This is a genomic window from Mammaliicoccus sp. JADD-157 (assembly GCF_049310805.1).
Classification (GTDB): Bacteria; Bacillota; Bacilli; order Staphylococcales; family Staphylococcaceae; genus Mammaliicoccus; species Mammaliicoccus lentus.
This window is the reverse complement of the sequence record NZ_JBMOVZ010000002.1, coordinates 129618-146861: the sequence shown is the minus strand read 5'-3', so window position 1 is coordinate 146861 and position 17244 is coordinate 129618. Positions and strand designations below refer to the sequence as shown.

The 17244-nt window shown below is 31.3% G+C and carries 18 protein-coding genes; 16 read left to right on the top strand and 2 right to left on the bottom strand.

The genetic code is table 11. The features are described 5' to 3' along the window. The first annotated feature begins 54 nt into the window (after positions 1-54). The 6 genes from ACO6VN_RS07250 to recO are packed head-to-tail and all read left to right on the top strand — an operon-like array spanning position 55 to position 3907. Positions 55-1002 carry a PhoH family protein gene (locus ACO6VN_RS07250; RefSeq protein WP_194201296.1) on the top strand — a complete coding sequence of 316 codons (948 nt, stop codon included), beginning with the start codon at positions 55-57 and terminating at the stop codon, positions 1000-1002. Between the two features lies 1 nt (position 1003). Then, positions 1004-1465 (top strand): rRNA maturation RNase YbeY, encoded by a 462-nt coding sequence (gene ybeY / locus ACO6VN_RS07245; protein ID WP_194201295.1) that lies wholly within the window; start codon positions 1004-1006, stop codon positions 1463-1465. Continuing rightward, positions 1458-1814, top strand: coding sequence for a diacylglycerol kinase family protein (locus tag ACO6VN_RS07240; protein WP_016998571.1), 357 nt, complete (start codon positions 1458-1460; stop codon positions 1812-1814). The genes ybeY and ACO6VN_RS07240 overlap by 8 nt, the downstream gene beginning before the upstream one ends. 13 nt (positions 1815-1827) lie before the next feature. Continuing rightward, a complete protein-coding gene (gene cdd, locus ACO6VN_RS07235) occupies positions 1828-2232 on the top strand; it encodes a cytidine deaminase (protein ID WP_194201294.1) in 405 nt (134 codons plus the stop codon). Beyond that, on the top strand, positions 2233-3132 hold the full coding sequence (era, locus tag ACO6VN_RS07230; RefSeq protein WP_422404427.1) for a GTPase Era: 900 nt from the start codon (positions 2233-2235) through the stop codon (positions 3130-3132). 22 nt (positions 3133-3154) lie between these two features. Further along, complete coding sequence (gene recO / locus ACO6VN_RS07225) at positions 3155-3907, top strand: DNA repair protein RecO (RefSeq protein ID WP_422404426.1); 753 nt, start codon at positions 3155-3157, stop codon at positions 3905-3907. A 62-nt stretch (positions 3908-3969) separates the two neighbouring features. Here recO and ACO6VN_RS07220 read toward each other — a convergent pair whose 3' ends face one another. Beyond that, positions 3970-5358 (bottom strand): glycine--tRNA ligase, encoded by a 1389-nt coding sequence (locus ACO6VN_RS07220; RefSeq protein WP_147640718.1) that lies wholly within the window; start codon positions 5356-5358, stop codon positions 3970-3972. Positions 5359-5654: 296 nt separating this feature from the next. Here ACO6VN_RS07220 and ACO6VN_RS07215 point away from each other — a divergent pair, with 296 nt between their 5' ends. From ACO6VN_RS07215 to ACO6VN_RS07185, 7 genes are all read left to right on the top strand, one after another. Continuing rightward, positions 5655-6290 (top strand): helix-turn-helix transcriptional regulator, encoded by a 636-nt coding sequence (locus ACO6VN_RS07215; protein WP_147640717.1) that lies wholly within the window; start codon positions 5655-5657, stop codon positions 6288-6290. Between the two features lie 14 nt (positions 6291-6304). After that, entirely contained in the window at positions 6305-7120 is an 816-nt protein-coding gene (locus ACO6VN_RS07210; RefSeq protein WP_016998576.1) for a pyruvate, water dikinase regulatory protein, read from the top strand. An 11-nt stretch (positions 7121-7131) separates the two neighbouring features. Next, complete coding sequence (dnaG, locus tag ACO6VN_RS07205) at positions 7132-8904, top strand: DNA primase (RefSeq protein ID WP_016998577.1); 1773 nt, start codon at positions 7132-7134, stop codon at positions 8902-8904. A gap of 26 nt (positions 8905-8930) precedes the next feature. Next, the gene (gene rpoD / locus ACO6VN_RS07200) at positions 8931-10040 is read left to right on the top strand and encodes an RNA polymerase sigma factor RpoD (RefSeq protein ID WP_016998578.1); all 1110 of its coding nucleotides are present in this window, start codon (positions 8931-8933) and stop codon (positions 10038-10040) included. 100 nt (positions 10041-10140) lie between these two features. Continuing rightward, positions 10141-10497 carry a c-type cytochrome gene (locus tag ACO6VN_RS07195; RefSeq protein ID WP_064204527.1) on the top strand — a complete coding sequence of 119 codons (357 nt, stop codon included), beginning with the start codon at positions 10141-10143 and terminating at the stop codon, positions 10495-10497. A 54-nt stretch (positions 10498-10551) separates the two neighbouring features. Beyond that, positions 10552-11217 (top strand): tRNA (adenine(22)-N(1))-methyltransferase, encoded by a 666-nt coding sequence (locus tag ACO6VN_RS07190; protein ID WP_216683382.1) that lies wholly within the window; start codon positions 10552-10554, stop codon positions 11215-11217. After that, positions 11217-12308, top strand: coding sequence for a Nif3-like dinuclear metal center hexameric protein (locus ACO6VN_RS07185; protein ID WP_216683395.1), 1092 nt, complete (start codon positions 11217-11219; stop codon positions 12306-12308). Before ACO6VN_RS07190 ends, ACO6VN_RS07185 begins: the two co-directional genes overlap by 1 nt. A gap of 182 nt (positions 12309-12490) precedes the next feature. Here the strand turns inward: ACO6VN_RS07185 and ACO6VN_RS07180 are convergent, their stop codons facing one another. Then, complete coding sequence (locus ACO6VN_RS07180; RefSeq protein ID WP_194201291.1) at positions 12491-13459, bottom strand: 4-hydroxy-3-methylbut-2-enyl diphosphate reductase; 969 nt, start codon at positions 13457-13459, stop codon at positions 12491-12493. A 147-nt stretch (positions 13460-13606) separates the two neighbouring features. Between ACO6VN_RS07180 and ACO6VN_RS07175 the strand changes: the two genes are divergently transcribed. The 3 genes from ACO6VN_RS07175 (at position 13607) to ACO6VN_RS07165 (ending at position 16743) form a co-directional block, all read left to right on the top strand. Continuing rightward, positions 13607-14941 (top strand): DEAD/DEAH box helicase, encoded by a 1335-nt coding sequence (locus ACO6VN_RS07175; RefSeq protein WP_422404425.1) that lies wholly within the window; start codon positions 13607-13609, stop codon positions 14939-14941. Between the two features lie 9 nt (positions 14942-14950). Further along, on the top strand, positions 14951-15841 hold the full coding sequence (locus ACO6VN_RS07170; RefSeq protein WP_016998584.1) for a deoxyribonuclease IV: 891 nt from the start codon (positions 14951-14953) through the stop codon (positions 15839-15841). 104 nt (positions 15842-15945) lie between these two features. Beyond that, a complete protein-coding gene (locus ACO6VN_RS07165) occupies positions 15946-16743 on the top strand; it encodes a metal ABC transporter ATP-binding protein (RefSeq protein WP_064211044.1) in 798 nt (265 codons plus the stop codon). Positions 16744-17244: the final 501 nt, after the last annotated feature.

Sequence of the window (17244 nt, the reverse complement as noted above, 5' to 3'; positions counted from 1 at the left end):
AAAGGTTTGGTACATTTAAAGTGGTAACAATTCAACTAATAAAGGAGTTATTTAATGCCTACACTAATTCAAATCGAGAGTATGGATCAAGCTCAAGCATTACTAGGTAATGGAGATGAGCATATAAAATATATTGAAGAAGAACTCGAGGTGGATATTTTAACACGAGGACAAGAAATAAGTGTTCGTGGTAAACGTTTAGAAAATGTTGAAAAAGCTGAACGTGTATTAATGAATTTACTTAAAGTAATTGAAAGTGGTTCGAATATAACGATAAATGATGTACAAGCAGCAGTGAAAATGGCTGAAAAAGGTACAATTGATAAATTAGTCAATTTATACGACGAAGAAGTTGCGAAAGATAGTAATGGTAAAGTAATTAGAGCCAAAACAATGGGCCAAAGAATATATATTAATAACATTAAGAATAATGATTTAGTGTTTGGTATAGGACCAGCAGGTACCGGAAAAACATTCTTAGCTGTCGTAATGGCTGCAAGAGCGTTACGCTTAGGTATAGTTAAAAGAATCGTATTAACAAGACCAGCAGTTGAAGCTGGAGAATCTTTAGGATTCTTACCTGGCGATTTAAAAGAAAAAGTCGATCCTTATTTAAGACCACTTTATGATGGTTTGCACACTATATTAGGGACTGAGCAAACAGCGCGCTTAATAGAAAGAGGTACAATCGAAATTGCTCCTTTAGCCTATATGAGAGGGCGTACACTTGATGACGCATTCGTTATATTAGACGAAGCCCAAAACACAACTTTACCGCAAATGAAAATGTTTTTAACAAGATTAGGTTTTGGCTCAAAAATGGTAGTCACGGGTGATAGAACACAAATTGACTTACCTAAAGGCGTTAAAAGTGGTTTAATTGAAGCGGACCAAAAGCTAAGTGGTATTAAAGGTATTGAAATTACTTACTTAGAACAAACTGATGTTGTCAGACACCCATTAGTTGGTAAAATAATTAACGCTTATGAAGAGGAGAAATAGCATGTTAACAATGGATTTTATTGATGATCACAACGTCATTAATCAAGAAACGAAAGAACAAATAGAATCACTATTAAAATTTGCTGCTAAAAAGGAAAAAATTGAAGAAGAAGCAGAATTATCTATTTCATTTGTCGATGAAAGCGAAATACAAGCAATCAATAGAGACTATAGAGATAAAGATAAAGTAACAGATGTTATTTCATTTTCTCTAGAAGAAGATGAACCAGAGATTGAAGGGTTAGATATGCCTAGAATATTAGGTGATATCATAATTTGTTTAGAAGTTGCTAAAGAGCAAGCAGAATCATATAATCATAGCTTAAGTAGAGAATTAGGATTTTTAGCATTACATGGCTTTTTACACTTACTAGGTTATGATCATATGACAGAATCAGAAGAAAAAGAAATGTTTTCACGACAAGATGAAATTTTAACTGAGTTTGGACTTACACGTGAATAAATTTTTTAATAGGTTTAAATTTCCTGTAGTAGGACTTTTTACGATTCTAAAGAAAGATAATAATTTTTTATTTCATTTATTAATGGCACTGATTGTTATTGTTTTGAGTTTTGTTTTTAAGTTAAATATGTATGAATGGTTATTTGTTTTAATTGCCATTTTTATAGTCTTAATAACAGAAGTGCTCAATACCTCAATAGAATACATTGTAGACATGTACACTGATGATTTTCATATACTAGCAAAGCACGCTAAAGATACAGCTGCTTTAGCAGTATTATTAGCATCTATTATGGCTATCATTATCGGGATAATAATATTTTTACCTAAATTGTTAAATATTTTTTAAGGGGATGGAAAATATGGAATTTTTAAAAGAATGGTATGAAGGTGCTAGAGAAGCGCAAAAAAGAGCGTATACACCTTACTCTAAATTCAATGTAGGTGCTTATTTAATAACGAAAGACGGGAAAACATACTATGGCGCAAATATTGAGAACGCAGCCTATCCATCAACTATTTGTGCAGAACGATCAGCTTTAGTGGCGGCAATGTCAGATGGTTATAGACCTGGTGATTTCAAATGTATTACAATTACAGTTGATGCTGATAAACCTTCTTCACCATGTGGAACATGTAGACAAGTACTTAAAGAACTATGTGACGATGATATGCCAGTATTTTTAACAAATCAAACAGAAGAAAGAATTGAAACGACTGTTAATGAATTATTACCACTCGGTTTCTCAGGAAAGGATTTAGGATAAATGAGCGAATTTAAATCAGGTTTTATATCTATTATAGGTAGACCTAATGTCGGCAAATCAACATTTATGAATAAAGTTATAGGTCATAAAGTTGCGATTATGTCAGATAAAGCACAAACTACTAGAAATAAAGTACAAGGTGTATTAACAACGGATGATGCACAAATGATATTTATTGATACTCCAGGTATTCATAAACCTAAACATGCTTTAGGAGATTACATGATGAAAATAGCGAAAAACACTTTAAAAGAAGTGGATTTAATCATGTTTATGGTAAATGTTGATGAAAGCATAGGTAAAGGTGATGAATATATCATTGAGTTACTTAAACAAACTAAAACACCAGTGTTTTTAGTTTTAAATAAAATTGATTTAATACACCCTGACCAATTGTTAGTTGAAATTGAAAAATATCAAAAAACTATGGAATTTGCAGAAATTGTTCCAATATCAGCTTTAGAAGGCTTAAATATTGAAACGTTATTAGCTCAATTCAAAAAATATCTTGAAGAAGGTCCAATGTATTATCCAAAAGACCAAATTTCTGATCACCCTGAACAATTTGTTGTAGCAGAATTAATCAGAGAAAAAGCTTTGCATTTGACGAATCAAGAAATACCACATGCAATAGGTGTAAATGTTGATAAAATGACAAAAGCTGAAAATGAAAAAGTTCATGTAGAAGCAACAATTTATGTAGAACGTGATTCACAAAAAGGTATTATTATCGGTAAAGGTGGAAAAATGCTTAAAGAAATAGGTAAACGGGCACGTAGAGACATTGAAATGTTGTTAGGTTCTAAAGTTTATTTAGATTTATGGGTTAAAGTACAAAAAGATTGGCGTAATAAACCTAACTTTATTAAGCAAATGGGTTATCGCGAAGACGAGTATTAATGAGAATGGAGGCGATGATAAAGTGCTTTATAAACAAGAAGGTTTTGTCATTCGCTCTGTAGATTACGGTGAAAATAATAAAATCATTACAATTTTAAATGAACATGGTCATAAAGTTCCGCTTATGGCTAGAGGTGCAAAAAAAACAAGTCATCATTTACAAGGTGCTACTCAACCCTTTGTACATGGCTTGTTTATTTTTTCTAAATTTAAAGGAATGGGCACTTTAACTTCTGCTGACATTATTAATAGTCATAGAATGATGCAAAGTGATATATTTAAAAGCGCTTATGGTGCTTATTGCATAGAAGTAATAGATAAAGCACTTGAAGCTGAAGAGCATGATGCATTTTTCTATGAATTATTGCTAGGTGTTTTTCAAGCGGTAGAGAAGGGTGTTAACGCTGACACAATGAGTATGATTGTTGCTTTAAAATGTATGCCTAAATATGGTTATGAACCAAGGTTTAATGCATGTGTTGTAACAGGTGATATGGATCAACAACAACTTAATGCTTACAGCTTTATATATAATGGTCCCTTAAGTAATCAGGCATTAATTCATGATGAGCATGCATTTAGAATTTCAAATAGAGCATTGTATCTTATGAATTTAATGTATCAATTACCAATACAGAATTTAAATAGTTTTAAAATCAATGATGATATAAAAAAAGAAATACAAAACCTTATCGATAATATGTACGATGAATATATAGGCGTTATTTTTAAAACCAAAAAGTTAATAAAGCAACTTGAAAATTTAAAAATATAAAAAGACCCCTTAAATGAGATTTAAACGCTCATTTAAGGGGTGTTTATTTTCTAAATTAAAAATTAGAATTTAATTTTTTCCGCTAAGAAGTTTTCAACTTCATCAATTGGCATACGAATTTGTTCCATTGTATCACGGTCACGTACTGTTACTTGATTATCTTCTAATGAGTCGAAGTCGAAAGTAATACAGTAAGGTGTACCAATTTCGTCTTGTCGACGGTAACGTTTACCAATAGATTGTGATTCGTCAAAGTCGATTGCGAAGTTTGCACTTAATTTTTCATAAACTTTAATAGCGTCAGGTGATAGCTTTTTACTTAATGGTAAAATTGCTGCTTTATATGGTGCTAGAGCAGGGTGGAAATGCATTACTGTACGTTGCTCTTTTTCACCTTCGTTTTCTTCTTCATAAGCATCACATAAAAATGCTAATGTTACACGGTCTGCACCAAGTGATGGTTCAATACAATAAGGGATGTATTTTTCATTTGTTTCTTGATCGTGATAATTGAAGTCTTCACCACTGAATTCACTATGTTGTTTTAAATCATAGTCTGTTCTTGAGGCGATACCCCATAGTTCTCCCCAACCAAACGGGAATTTATATTCAATATCAGTTGTAGCATTTGAATAGTGACTTAATTCATCTTCATCATGATCACGCATTTTAGTATTTTCTTTTTTAATACCTAAATCTGTTAACCAATTTGCTGCGAAATCTTTCCAGTAATTTTGCCATTCAATTTCAGTACCTGGTTTACAGAAGAATTCTAGTTCCATTTGTTCAAATTCTCTTGTTCTGAAAATAAAGTTACCTGGTGTTATTTCATTTCTAAATGATTTACCAACTTGTCCAATACCGAATGGTAATTTTTTACGCATTGAACGCTGAACATTTTTGTAGTTAACAAAAATACCTTGTGCGGTTTCAGGACGTAAGAAAATTTCGTTTGTAGATGATTCTGTTACACCTTGGAAAGTTTTAAACATTAAATTGAATTGTCTAATGTCAGTCCAGTTAGCTGTTCCACTTTCTGGACAAGTGATACCTTTGTCTTCAATTAACTGTTTCATTTCATCAAAGCTCATGCCGTCAGCAATAAAGTTCTCATCGCCTTCAACATTTTGCATGTAATCTTCAATTAATTTATCTGCTCTATAACGAATTTTTGAATCTTTGTTATCAATCATTGGGTCGTTAAAGTTTGATAAATGTCCTGATGCTTCCCAAGCTTTTGGATTCATTAAAATTGCAGCATCTAAACCAACGTTATACGGAGATTGCTGAATAAATTTTTGCCACCAAGCTTTTTTGATATTATTCTTTAATTCTACACCTAGAGGACCATAATCCCATGTGTTAGCTAAACCACCATAAATTTCACTTCCTGGGAATACAAAACCTCTGTGTTTCGCTAACGTAACTATCTTATCCATATCTTTTGTCATAAAAAAATTCACTCCTCATTTAATTAAAAAAGCCCCAAGACATCAAGTATCAATGCCTTGGGACGAGTATATTACCCGCGGTTCCACCCAAATTAGTGTAGCCACTCACTTTATATATATATTTGTAAGCCAAAACTTTATTGTTAAGCTTTCACCGTCCTTAACTCGCTTTTAATTTCAAAGTTAATTAAAATATAGCACGCAATCTGGTACTAATCAAGTAAAAACAAGTATTCAAATTGAGTATATTTTATCAGTCATGTTATAATCAATATAACTGAGTTGTGTTTGAAGGGGTGAGAGAAATCGAATTAAATCAAAGACAAGAGCAAATCGTTCAAATTGTGAAAAATAATGGCCCGATAACAGGAGAAAAAATTGCTCAACGATTAAGCTTAACGAGAGCAACTTTACGACCGGATCTCGCTATTTTAACAATGGCTGGATATTTAGATGCCAGACCGAGGGTAGGGTATTTTTATACAGGGAAATCTAGTACACAATTATTAAGTGATTCTATCAAAAAAATAACAATTAAAGAATCTATGGCTATACCAGTTGTTATAGAAGAAAGTGTTTCAGTATATGAAGCAATTTGTAAAATGTTTTTAGAAGATGTAGGAACATTGTTTGTTATCGATAAAGAAGGTTATTTAATAGGTGTATGTTCAAGAAAAGACCTTTTAAGAGCAGCAATTGGTGGTCAAAGCTTAAAAGAGACACCAGTAAGTATAAATATGAGCCGCATGCCAAATATTACAGTTTGTTTAGAAGAAGATTTATTAATCTATGCTGCTAAATTATTAATTGATAAGCAAATTGATGCATTACCAGTAGTGAAAAAAGTAAAAAATAATAAATTGAAGGTTAAAGGTAGAATAACAAAAACTACTATAACTAGAGCTTTTGTTTCACTTATCGAAGACGAGTAGGAGGAATATTTCAAATGGAAGAAATTAGAATAATCATTGCATCTGATTCAGTAGGAGAAACAGCTGAACTTGTAACTAAAGCATGTACTTCACAATTTAAAACAGAAGGTAATGCATTGGATATTGTTAGATTACCTTACATCGAAAATGAAAATAATATTAATGAAGTAGTATCACTTGCTTTAGAACAAAAATCAATCGTTGTATATACATTGGTTAAACCTGATATGAGAAATTACTTAAAGGAACAACTAGAAGAACATAACATAGAAAACGTAGATATTATGGGGCCATTAATGACAATACTGAGCAATGAGTTAAATGAAAAGTCTCTTAATGAACCAGGAAATATTCATAAATTAGATGAAGATTATTTTAAGAAGATAGAAGCTATTGAATTTGCTGTTAAATATGATGACGGAAGAGACCCACGAGGATTACCTAAAGCAGATATTGTACTCATAGGCGTATCTAGAACTTCTAAAACCCCTTTATCGCAATACTTAGCTCACAAAAGATATAAAGTGATGAACGTTCCATTAGTTCCGGAAGTAGCACCTCCAGAAGGATTATTTGATATTGATCCAAAAAAATGTATAGCGCTTAAAATTAATCAAAAAAATTTAAATGCCATTAGAAGAGCGAGATTAATACAATTAGGTTTAAGTGATGATGCAAATTATGCGAAAGATGACCGTATTGAAGAAGAGTTACACTATTTTGAAGAAGTAGTTGATAAAATTGGCTGTCCTGTACTTGATGTGTCAGATAAAGCAATAGAAGAAACAGCTAATGATATTATAAAAATCATTACTCAACAAAACCGCTAAAGGGTGAAATAATGAGAATTGAACAAGAAACAATAAACGAAATTCGGGAAAAAAATGACATATTAGATGTTGTAAGTGAATATGTAAAGTTAGAAAAAAGAGGTCGTAATTATATTGGACTTTGCCCTTTCCATGATGAAAAAACACCGTCCTTTTCTGTTTCTGAAGATAAACAAATATGTCATTGTTTTGGTTGTAAAAAAGGTGGTAACGTCTTTCAATTTATTCAAGAAATTAAGGATATTCCATTTGTTGAAGCAGTAAAAGAACTTGGAAGTAGAGTAGATATTCATGTTGAAAGTAATGAACCGAGTTCTTCTGAGGCAATAGTAGACGATCATATAAAAATGATTGAAATGCACGAACTAATGGCAAATAACTTTCATTATATTTTGAAACATACTGAAGAAGGCGAAGAAGCTTTAGCATATTTAAAATCTAGAGGATTTACAGATGAATTAATTAATGATAGAAAAATTGGCTATTCCCCTAACCATTCTAAATTTACCCATGATTTTCTTGAAAAAAATGGATATGATGCAGTATTAGCGTTTGAGGCAGGGTTATTAAGTAGGAATGATGAAACTTTTGATTATTTCGACAGATTTAGAGATAGAATAATATTCCCGTTATTAAACTTTCAAGGTAAAACAGTTGGTTTCTCAGGGCGTACATATACAGATCAGACACCTAAATACTTAAACAGCCCAGAAACTCCTATATTTCAAAAGAGAAAAATGCTTTATAATATCGATCGAGCAAGAAAGTTTATTAGACAAAACGATGAAGTGATATTATTAGAAGGCTTTATGGATGTTATTAAAGCAGATCAAGCGGATATAAAGCAAGTTGTAGCAACAATGGGAACAGCTTTATCAAAAGAACATATTATTATGGTCAAAAAACTGGCATCTAATGTAACTTTGCTGTATGATGGAGATTTCGCAGGGAATGAAGCGGCTTTAAATGTAGGTAAAATATTATTAAATGAAGGCATAAATGTTTATGTAGTTCATTTACCTAAAAAAATGGACCCTGATGATTATATTACAGAGTACGGAAACGAAGCGTTTAAATCGTTTGTAGATAGCCAAAAACAATCATTTGTTGGATTTAAAGCACAACAATTATATTATGCTAATGAAAACAACGATTTAAAACACGAGCAACACTTAGAAGAATTAATTAATGATATAAATCTTATTCGCTCAGACTTTTTAAGAAAAAAAGTATTGCAACAAGTTGCTGATTTGTATAAAGTAGATGTTAACAGTCTAAAAAATCAACTCTCGCCTAATATAGTTCAAAATACTATCGATTATGACCAATATGTTCCGGATTTCAAGGAAAAAAAACTAGATAAAGTCGGTAGAGCTGAACAAGCATTAATAAAACATTTTATGAATCAAAAACAGTTATTTTTAGAATATCATTCTAGGATTAATCAAGAAGATTTTACTTCATTGAATAATAGAGTGATTTTTTCACGTTTAAATGGGTATTATAAGAATAACGATGTCTTTAATATTAGTGATTTTTCGAGTTACATTGAAGATCATAATATTATGGAAACCGTTATGTACCTCGATTCATTGCTTATTAATGACGATCCAGAAAGTGAAGAAATTGAAGACTATATTAATATAATCAGTCCTGAAGAAATTAAAGAAAATACAATCGAATATTTAAATGAACAATTAAATAAAGCAATGCAATCAGGTGATATGGCGTTGCAAAGACAGTATTTGGAACAAATTGTACAATATAATCGGAATAGAATGTAAGAGTTAAATAACCGGGAGGCCTATTCATGTCTGACAAAGAATTAAATAAAATCAATAGCGCTAACAATGAAGCAGTTTTAACAATTGAACAAGTTAAGCATCAATTAATTGAACAAGGTAAAAAAGCTGGACATTTAAGTCATGAAGAAATTGCTGATAAATTGCAAAATTATGAAATGGATTCAGATCAAATGGATGATTTCTTTGATTTGATCAATGAAAATGAAATCAATCTTATTAACGAAAAAGATTCTACTGATACTGATGATAAATTAAGTTTAAATGACTTAAGTGCTCCTCCAGGTGTAAAAATAAATGACCCAGTAAGAATGTACTTAAAAGAAATAGGACGTGTAAATCTATTAACAGCACAAGAAGAAATTGAATTAGCTAAAAGAATAGAAAAAGGCGATGAAGTAGCGAAGTCTCGTTTAGCTGAAGCGAACTTAAGACTTGTAGTAAGTATAGCTAAACGTTACGTTGGTAGAGGTATGTTATTCCTAGACCTTATTCAAGAAGGTAACATGGGGCTTATTAAAGCTGTAGAAAAATTCGACTTTAACAAAGGATTCAAGTTCTCAACTTATGCTACATGGTGGATTCGTCAAGCTATCACTAGAGCTATAGCTGACCAAGCACGTACTATACGTATTCCTGTACACATGGTAGAAACGATTAATAAATTAATTCGTGTTCAAAGACAATTATTACAAGATTTAGGTAGAGATCCATCACCAGAAGAAATTGGTGAAGAAATGGATTTACCACCAGAAAAAGTACGCGAAATCTTGAAAATTGCTCAAGAACCAGTGTCACTTGAAACGCCTATTGGTGAAGAAGATGACAGTCATTTAGGTGACTTTATAGAAGATCAAGATGCACAAAGTCCTTCTGACCACGCTGCTTATGAATTATTAAAAGAGCAATTAGAGGATGTTTTAGACACATTAACGGATAGAGAAGAAAATGTATTAAGATTACGTTTTGGTCTTGATGATGGTCGTACACGTACTTTAGAAGAAGTAGGAAAAGTATTTGGTGTAACAAGAGAACGTATTAGACAAATCGAAGCAAAAGCTTTACGCAAATTAAGACACCCATCAAGAAGTAAACGCTTGAAAGATTTTATGGACTAATTTGTAAAAGTTAATATTAATCCCAAAAAGCCTTTGACAATGCGTTGTTTTAATATAAAATATAATTGTATGAAGGTTTAATAAAAGGGAGGTTGTATGAATGAATCGTAATCCTGTTTTCCCGTTTATTCTGATTTTATTACTCGGTGTGGGATTAATATTCTTCATGTCAGCACATGGTGCTAACAAGGATGAAGAAAAAGAAGGCAAAGGTGGCGGTGAAAAAACTGAGAAGTTTGACGCTGCAACATTTGCAAAAGATAATTGTACAAGTTGTCATGGACAAAATCTTGAAGGTGGAATGGGTCCTAAATTAGCTGGTAGTTCTAAAGACGCTGGTGAAATGAAAAAAATCATCCGTGATGGTAAAGGTTCAATGCCTGCGCATGACGAAGCGACTATTTCAGACAAAGATTTAGACACACTTGTCAAATATTTAAAAGAAGATGCTAAATAATAATAAAAAATCTTTTGCCTTGGCAAAAGATTTTTTTAATGAAAGGAAAATGTCATGATCCAAATAAATAAACGTTTAACAAAAGTTAGTGAGTACTTAAATCATAATAAATTAGCAGATATAGGATCAGACCATGCTTATTTGCCTATTTACGCCATTCAAAATAATTTAGTAAAAGAAGCTATCGCAGGGGAAGTTGTTAAAGGGCCATTTCTATCAGCTCAAAAAAACACCGAGTTACACGGACTTTCGAAGTCTATTGAGATAAAGTTAGGCGATGGATTAGAAGTTGTAAATGATACGGTAGATGTTATTACAATATGTGGTATGGGTGGACCTTTAATTGCTCAAATATTAGATGAAGGTAAAGAAAAATTGACACATTACCCTGATTTAATATTACAAGCTAATATACATGCGTTACCAATTAGACAAGTATTGCAAAAGTTAGGATACAACATTGAAACAGAGCAATTGATTAAAGATAAAAAGCATATATACGAGATTATTGTTGCTAAAAAAGGGAAAATGCAATTAAGTGAGAATGAATTAAAGTTTGGTCCTAAATTGATGATAGAAAAAGATGAATTATTTTATGAAAAATGGGAAAGAGAAATTGAATCTTTAGAGAATATTAGTAATCAGCTAAAAAATCATAAAGACCAAGCTCGTTATAATGAAATACAGGCGCAAATAAAACAGATTAAAGAGGTGCTATGATGATTATTAAAGACTTATTACAAGTAATAGATAAGCATGTACCATTCTCAAGTAGTGAATCATGGGATAATGTAGGTTTGTTGATTGGTAACCAAGAAAATGAAGTGAATGGTATACTAACAACTCTCGATTGCACGAACGAAGTAGTAGATGAAGCAATTGAACAAAATATCAATACGATTATCGCACATCATCCTTTAATTTTTAAAGGTGTTCAAAACATCACAAATGATAGTTATGGACCGATTATAAGAAAATTAATCCAAAATGACATACAATTAATTGCTCTTCATACAAATTTAGATGTGTATGATAAAGGTGTAAGTTATATGATAGGTCAGAAAATAGGACTTACTAATATGGAAATTTTAGATAAGCAAAATGAAACATATTATAAACTGCAAATATTTATACCAGATGAAAACGTAGAAGAAATGAAAAAGGCATTTGATAATCATCAATTAGCTCAAACAGAAGAATATAGTAATGTATTTTTCCAATCACAAGGTAAAGGCCAATTCAAGCCAAGTGAAAATGCTAATCCCCATATAGGTACATCTAATAAAACAGAAATAGTTTATGAAACGAAATTAGAGTTAATGATTGATGGGAAAGATAAAGCTTTAGCAACACGATTATTATACGAATATCATCCTTATGAGGAACCTGTTTTTGATTTTATTAAAATGGAGAAAGCTTCTTCAGTAGGTTTAGGTATTATAGGAGAATTACCACAAGAACTTTCTGTAGAGGATTTTGTTGGACATTATAAAACACAGTTAGATATACCAGCAGTTCGTTTTATAGGTGATAAAAAAGCTACTATTAAGAGAATTGCTATAGTAGGTGGAGCAGGTATTGGTTATGCTCATATCGCTAAAAATAAACAGGCTGATTTATTTATTACAGGCGATGTGAAACATCATGAAGCTTTAGATTCAATAATGGATGGTATAAACGTATTAGATGCCAATCACTATAGTGAATATGTCCTGAAAGACGGATTAAAATCATTACTAGAAGATTGGACTAATGGTGAAATAAACGTTGTATCATCAAATATTAATACTGATCCTTACGAATATATGTAATAAACTAAAAGTACAATTAATAGGTTTAATCAATTAGTCTGGGACATTGGTTTGTGTCGCAGACTTTTTTTATTTAATTAATCCAATAAAACTTATCTACTTAATACTTACCCTATAAAAAAGCAGTGAAAAACTCCACCGATTTGGAATCTTTCACTGCAACTTATAATATTTAATCATTATTACTTCATAATTTCTACAGGCTTTGGTTTTTTAATTTTTGGTAATATTTTTTCAACTGGCACATTACTTTTAAGTTTTTCAACGTCAATATTTGTTGGGTCATAATTTTTAATATAATCAATTACTTCTTTAACAATTGGTGTAGGAGTGGAAGCACCTGCTGTTACTGCAACGGTACTCACACCTTGCAACCACTCAACTTTTAGTTCGCTTATATCTGAAATTCTATAGGCATTTGTATGTGCAATTTCTTTAGAGACTTGTGCTAATCTATTAGAGTTGTTACTTTTTGGGTCGCCAACAACAATTAATAAATCAGCTTGGTTTGCTTGGTTAGCAACAGCTTCTTGTCTAACTTGAGTCGCTAAGCAGATTTCTTCGTGTATTTCGATATTTGGATATTGTTCTTTTAATTCGTCCATAAGGTGTTTAACATCCCACTGAGACATTGTAGTTTGATTAGTTACGATTAATTTTTTGTCTTTTAAAGACTCGGGCAAAGCATTAATATCATCAATTGTTTCAACTAAATGTACAATATCTGGTGCTACTCCTACTGCACCTTCTGGTTCTGGATGGCCTTTTTTACCTATATAAACAACGTTATAGCCATTTGATTTCATATTTCTAATTAATTGGTGTGTGTTTTCTACGTCAGGACAAGTGGCATCAATACATACAAGCCCTTTTTCTTTGGCGCGACGTTTAACTTCTGGAGAAACACCGTGCGCAGTAAATATAACAGTTCCATCGTTGATTTGTTCTAAAATTTCTAGTCTGTTTGGGCCATCTAAAGTAATAATACCATCAGATTCAAAAGCTTCAGTCACATGTTTATTATGAACAATCATACCTAAAATATATATCGGACGCGGTAACGTTTTATCTAATGAAGCATTTCGTGCAATAACCATGGCATCTACAACACCATAACAATATCCTCTAGGCGTTATTTTAACGATTTCCATACAAAGCCCCCCTTATTCTTAATCATTATAACAAGTGTCAAGAATGATTGAAACTAATTAAAGTATCAAAATAACCTTAAACTCTATCATATTACTTTCATTTACTATATAATATATGAAGTGAAAAAGAAACGAGGAGGGTCGCTTATGTCTAAGCATCCGTTTGAACATTTTCAATTAGAAAATGAATTAGTTGAGGCAGTTAAAGATTTGAAATTTAACCAGCCGACAGAAGTACAACGACGTGTAATACCAAAAATTAAAAAGGGTTCAAATATAATAGGACAATCACAAACTGGTACGGGTAAATCTCATGCATTTTTATTACCACTATTTGATAAAATAGATGTAGATTTAAAAGAGCCACAAGTTATTATATTAGCTCCAACAAGAGAGTTAGCTAAACAATTGTATGACGCTGCATCTCATTTAGCGGAATATAAAAAAGGTATAAAAGTCAATTTATATATTGGTGGTACAGATAAATCAAGAGATATAGATAAGTCTAAGAACACGCCACAAGTTGTGGTAGGGACTCCAAATAGAATTGATGATATGGCTGTAGAAAAAGCATTAGATTTACATTTAGCAAAATCAGTAGTAATTGACGAAGCGGATTTAATGATTGATTTAGGATTCATGCCTAAAGTAGACAGCATTGCTAGTAGACTTGATAAATCTGCTCAAATTTCTGTATTTAGTGCAACTATACCTAAAGCATTACATCCATTTTTAAATAAATATTTAGATAAACCAGAATTTGTTGAAATTGAAACAGAATCATCTAATAAAAATAATATAGATTTTTATTTAATACCTACTAAAGGTGAAGAGAAACAAGCGAAAATGTTAAAAGTAATGGACGTTATTAATCCATACTTAGCGATTATTTTTGCTAATAGTCGTGATAGAGCAAATGAGTTAGTGGCTTATTTATCTGAACATGGTTATAAAGTTGGTGTTATTCATGGTGGATTATCACCAAGAGAACGTACACAACAAATGAAACGTGTTAAGCAGTTAGACTTCGAATTTGTTGTTGCGAGTGACTTAGCTTCAAGAGGTATCGATATTGAAGGTGTAAGCCATGTTATTAACTATGACTTGCCAAAAGAAATTGACTTCTTTACACATAGAGTTGGTCGTACAGGTCGTGGAGACTATAAAGGTATTGCTATTACTTTATATACGCCTGATGAAGATGATTTAATTACGCAAATCGAAAAGAAAAACTATAAATTTAATCACGTTGATATAAAAAATGGTGAATTTGTCGAGATTAAAGATCGTCAAAAACGTACAAGACGTGTTAAAAAAGAAAATAATATAGAACAAAGTTTAAAACAAAGAATTAAACGTAACAACAAAAATAAAGTAAAACCAGGATATAAAAAGAAATTCAAGAAAGAATTAGATGAGTTGAAATTCAAAGAGAAAAAAGCACATTCTAAACGTACAAAAAAGCAAAGTAGAAAAGGATAGGTGTCAGATATGTTAATTGGATCTCACGTTTCTATGAGTGGTAAGAAGATGTTACTTCAAGCAGCAGAGGAAGCTGCTAGTTATAATGCTTCAACATTTATGATTTATACTGGAGCGCCTCAAAACACACGACGCAAAAAAATAGAAGATTTAAATATTGAAAATGGTCAAGCAGCTATGAAAGAGTATGGCCTTTCAAATATTGTTGTTCATGCACCTTACATTATTAATATTGCGAATACAACGAAACCTGAAGTGTTTAATTTAGGCGTAGAATTTTTACAATCTGAAATTGAACGTACTGAAGCACTTGGGGCGAAAGATATTGTTTTACATCCAGGCGCTCACGTTGGGGCTGGAGAAGAAAAAGGTATTAAAAAAATTATTGAAGGTTTAAATGAAGTTTTAACTAACGATAATGATGTTCGTATTGCTTTAGAAACAATGGCAGGTAAAGGTTCAGAATGTGGTAAAACTTTCGAAGAACTTGCTCAAATCATTGATGGTGTAGAACATAACGAAAGGTTATCAGTATGTTTTGATACATGTCATACAAATGATGCTGGATATAATGTTAAAGAAGACTTTGACGGTGTATTAAATGAGTTCGATAAAATTGTAGGGCTTGATAGAATTAAAGTGCTACATGTTAACGATAGTAAAAACCCACAAGGTGCGAGAAAAGATAGACACGAAAATATAGGTTTTGGTTCTATTGGTTATGATGCATTGCATTATATTGTAAACCATGAAGCTTTCAATGACGTGCCAAAAATATTAGAAACACCATATGTCGGTGATGATAAGAAAAATAAAAAACCACCATATAAATTTGAGATTGAAATGATAAAGAATGGTACATTTGATCCAGATTTAAAAGATAAAATATTTAATCAATAATAAAAAAGAATGCTAATCATATAGCATTCTTTTTTATTCGTAAACATTACTATTTACATTTATAAATAATCGTTGTATAGTAATCTATTGACGAGGTGAATAATGTGGAAAATGAAACACCAATTTTCGAATTAAAAAACATAAGTTATAGTTATCCTAGTAAATTAGCATTAAGAGATATTAATATCCAAATATACAGAGGAGACTTTTTAGCTATTGTAGGTCCGAACGGATCAGGTAAGTCTACGTTATTAAAATTAATTTTAGGATTATTACCTTTACAAAAGGGTGATATATATATAAGTGGTAAAAAAATAAACCAATATAAATCATGGGAAAAAATAAGTTATGTATCTCAAAAATCTAACGCATTTAGTTCAGGATTTCCTGCAACTGTAAAAGAAGTTGTTATGAGTGGATTAACTAAAAATAAAGGTTTGTTTAAATGGTTTAATAAAGATGATGTAGCAAAAGTCGATGAAATATTAGAACGTTTAAATATAAGTAATTTAAAAAATGAAAATATAGCCCAATTATCAGGAGGGCAACAACAAAGAACTTTTATCGCACGTGCTTTAATATCTAAACCAAGCATTTTAATATTAGACGAACCAACTGTTGGTATAGATGCACGACACGTATCAGAATTCTATCAGTTATTAACACAACTGAAAGAAGAGGGAATCACAATTATTTTAGTAACACACGACATTGGTGTAGTTGCAGACACAGCAAGTAAAGTAGCATGCCTAAACCAACACATACATTTCCATGGAACCAGCGAATCATTCAAATCATTAGATGAAGTAGCGATTTCTAAAATATATGGACATCCAGTCCAGTTCGTAGACCATCAGCACGATAGAAGTTGTTGTGTTGAAGAAGAAGCCATAAGCGAATAGACAAAAAATATTGCGCATTACAAAATGTAATGTTACTATATAAATCTAAAAACACTCAGTAGCTTTGGATGGTGTACTAAGTGTAAAATGTTAGGCCATAGATAATAATAGGTCTACCTTACCATAGCTTATTGAAGTTTAGTCGTTTGTGGTGCTACACAAGCGGCTATTTTTTATTACTATTTTAAAATAATACATTGAGGTTAAAATTTTATTTTATAAAGCAATTAAGGTTGATTTAGTAATGAATACGATTTACACTACTAATAGTACTTTAAATGACTATAAGAATTATTAATAAAAAAGTAAGAATTGTGTAACTTAAATGAAAATGTTAGTTAATAGGATAAATATGATTTTAAGTGATTAGCTTCTTGCTACATAAACTAAAGTATAATAAACAAAACAAAAATGGTTAGGAGTTATGATATATGGAAGGTACACCCAATGATTCTAATGCGTATTGGGTTACGTATGAACAGCATACACAATCATATGAGC